Consider the following 2,461-nt stretch of genomic DNA (forward strand, 5'->3'; position numbering starts at 1 on the left):
CAAGCTGCCGGTTGCGTCGTCGTGAACGGCATGATCGAGCGCCTTACTGGCATACCGTATCGCGGCGAGCGGCGAAGCGTCCACCTGCGCGGACTCGGCCGTCAGGCTGTCCCACCAGACAAACTCTCTCTTACGGCAGCATGACGCGGCACGCGGCACGCGGCGTCGGCCGCGCGAATGACGAGATGGGCATGAAGAGCGACCCGGTCGCCGCTGGCGCTGATTGGCAAAACCTCGATCGCGACCATGTCGCACGCAAATGCGCTGCCGGCTTTCTCGCGTAGGCGCCGGATGATGGTCGATAGGATGGAACTCAGCTTGGCATGGGATGATCGAAGGTTGACGATCGGATTTTCAGCGTCGGCCGGATGAACTGTCGCCAGCACGACGCGCCTGATGCCATGTTCCTCGGCGAAGTCCGCATAGCGCTCGACATTGCGCTGTGCCCGCCGATGCGCCTCGTCGGCAAAGCCCGACCAGTTCCGACGTTTACCCACCAAGTGCAGCAACCTTCCGCCGAGAGCGGGACTCGAAGGCAACCAGAAGCTCCGCCGGTATACATCGCTTCCGGACATGCCGCCCGCGATCAGGCCCTGCGCGACCCTTGACGCCCGTTCTTCCCTGGAGTCGTTCTTTGAGGCATGCGGACCCGATTGTTGCCGGCTCGCCGGCGCTGGACGCCCTGAGAAAAACACGCGCTACCGCCCACCAGAGGTGGTGCACGCATCAAGGTGGGTGGACTGTGCCGCGGCGCATGCTGGCCGGGCCGGGTGCGCCGTGGCCCGGCTTGCCTCCCATGCCTCGAGGTCGCTGACTCGCCATGCCACGGTGCGGGGTCCAAGGCTGACGGCCGCGGGGAAGCGGCCGTCTGCCATCCAGGCATAGACCGTCGCCCGAGCCACGCCGTATCGGGCGAGAACCGCAGGCAAGCGTAGAAATGCAGGCATTGTTGTATGTCCTTGGCAGTCGTTGCGCTGCCTCGGATCCTCTCGTCACGACCTGCGCGACCGCAGAGGAAAAATCGCCTCGCCCGTGTGGAAATTCCAAAAGTCGCTCTGAATCAGTAGATTAGCGTTACCGATCGTTCCGCCCGCTTTGCTTCAACAAGGGCTGCAACACGCTGCCTGGCTCGCCGGGCGTGGGTCGAGCCGGGTAATCAGACATGAGGTAAATCGACGTAACGACGTGATATGGACACGAGGTGATCGGACATTCGGCTTAGGCTAGAGGTCCAGGCGCCCTTGCCCGGCAACAGGCGCGCGGCCAGGCCGCGTTGATCTTTTGGCGGGAGCCTGAGGCTGTTTACGGCGAAGCGGCATCTTCGTCCCGGAGGCGACGCGGCCCGACACGGCCCTGCTTCGCTTCGCGACTTCAGTTGGAGCCTTCGCCCCTTGCTTCCGGCCTGGACGCGCGGTCGACCGCAGATCGCGCACCGCGTGGCTGACCTGACGAGGTGTCAGGCGAAACTCGCCGGCAATGCTTGCGACGCTGCCGTGGGCACCGTGCAATTCAATAAACCGGGCGCGGATGCGTTGCCGCTGGGTGGGGTCGGTCCGCGCCTGCCCACTGGCGACGCCGCCACGTAACCGAGCACGCTGGCGTTTCAGGTCGACGAGCCGCTGCTCCAACGCAGCAATCATCCTGTCCAGCGTGCTGATCTTTGCCGCGGCATCTGCCCGATGCGCGGTTTGATCAGCCCGGCGCGGCATCCGTGCCCTGACAGAAACGCGCCCAGTCTTCCATCATCGCATGACGACGCTGAAGCATGTCGCCGCGTCGATATGCCGCCTCTACCTTGTCGCTGATCACGTGCGCCAGCGCCATCTCGGCCAGCTCGCGCGGATAGGTCGTCTGCTCGGCAACCCAGTCCCGGAAGCTGCTCCTGAAACCATGCGCGGTTATGTCGTCATGCCCCATGCGGCGCAGGAGCTGGGCGAAAGCCATGTTGGACAGCGGCGCACCTTGCCGGCGGCCGGGCAGCACGTGCTCGCCTGTGGCTGTCTCACGCAACCTGTCGAGCAGCGACAGCGCCGGCGAAGACAGGGCGACACGATGCTCGCGCCGCGCCTTCATGCGCGTCGCGGGCACCACCCATAGCCCGGCCTTGAGCTGGAACTCGTCCCAGGTCGCACCCAGGACCTCGCCCGAGCGTGCCGCGGTCAGTATCTGCAGCTCCAGGCCGCGCGCCGCGAGGCCCGACTGCTCACGAAGGGATTGCATGAACGCTGGCATATCCGCATACGGCAAAGCTGCATGATGGGTGACGCGCTGCACACGGCTGCGCGCTGGCAGCAGCTTATCGAGGTGGCCGCGCCACCTGGCTGGATTGGCGCCTGCGCGCAGGCCCCATGCGGCGGCCCAGTCAAGAACCGCCTCAACGCGGCCGCGCACCCGATTTGCTGTCTCGGTGCGTTCAGCCCAGATCGGTTGCAGCACGCGAAGGACATGGTCGGTGTCGATG

At 65.5% G+C, this 2,461-nt stretch carries 3 protein-coding genes; all 3 read right to left on the reverse strand.

The features are described 5' to 3' along the window. Positions 1-101 precede the first annotated feature (101 nt). Positions 102-500: a hypothetical protein gene (locus tag B8460_RS21080; protein WP_148360623.1), complete on the reverse strand. Its 399-nt coding sequence runs from the start codon at positions 498-500 to the stop codon at positions 102-104. A gap of 198 nt (positions 501-698) precedes the next feature. Continuing rightward, the gene (locus tag B8460_RS23780; RefSeq protein WP_084623692.1) at positions 699-947 is read right to left on the reverse strand and encodes a helix-turn-helix transcriptional regulator; all 249 of its coding nucleotides are present in this window, start codon (positions 945-947) and stop codon (positions 699-701) included. Between the two features lie 745 nt (positions 948-1,692). Further along, on the reverse strand, positions 1,693-2,461 hold a 769-nt coding region (locus B8460_RS14770), incomplete at its 5' end, for a tyrosine-type recombinase/integrase (protein WP_048862375.1).

Origin of the sequence: Acidisphaera rubrifaciens HS-AP3, from assembly GCF_000964365.1 — a bacterium.
GTDB lineage: Bacteria > Pseudomonadota > Alphaproteobacteria > Acetobacterales > Acetobacteraceae > Acidisphaera > Acidisphaera rubrifaciens.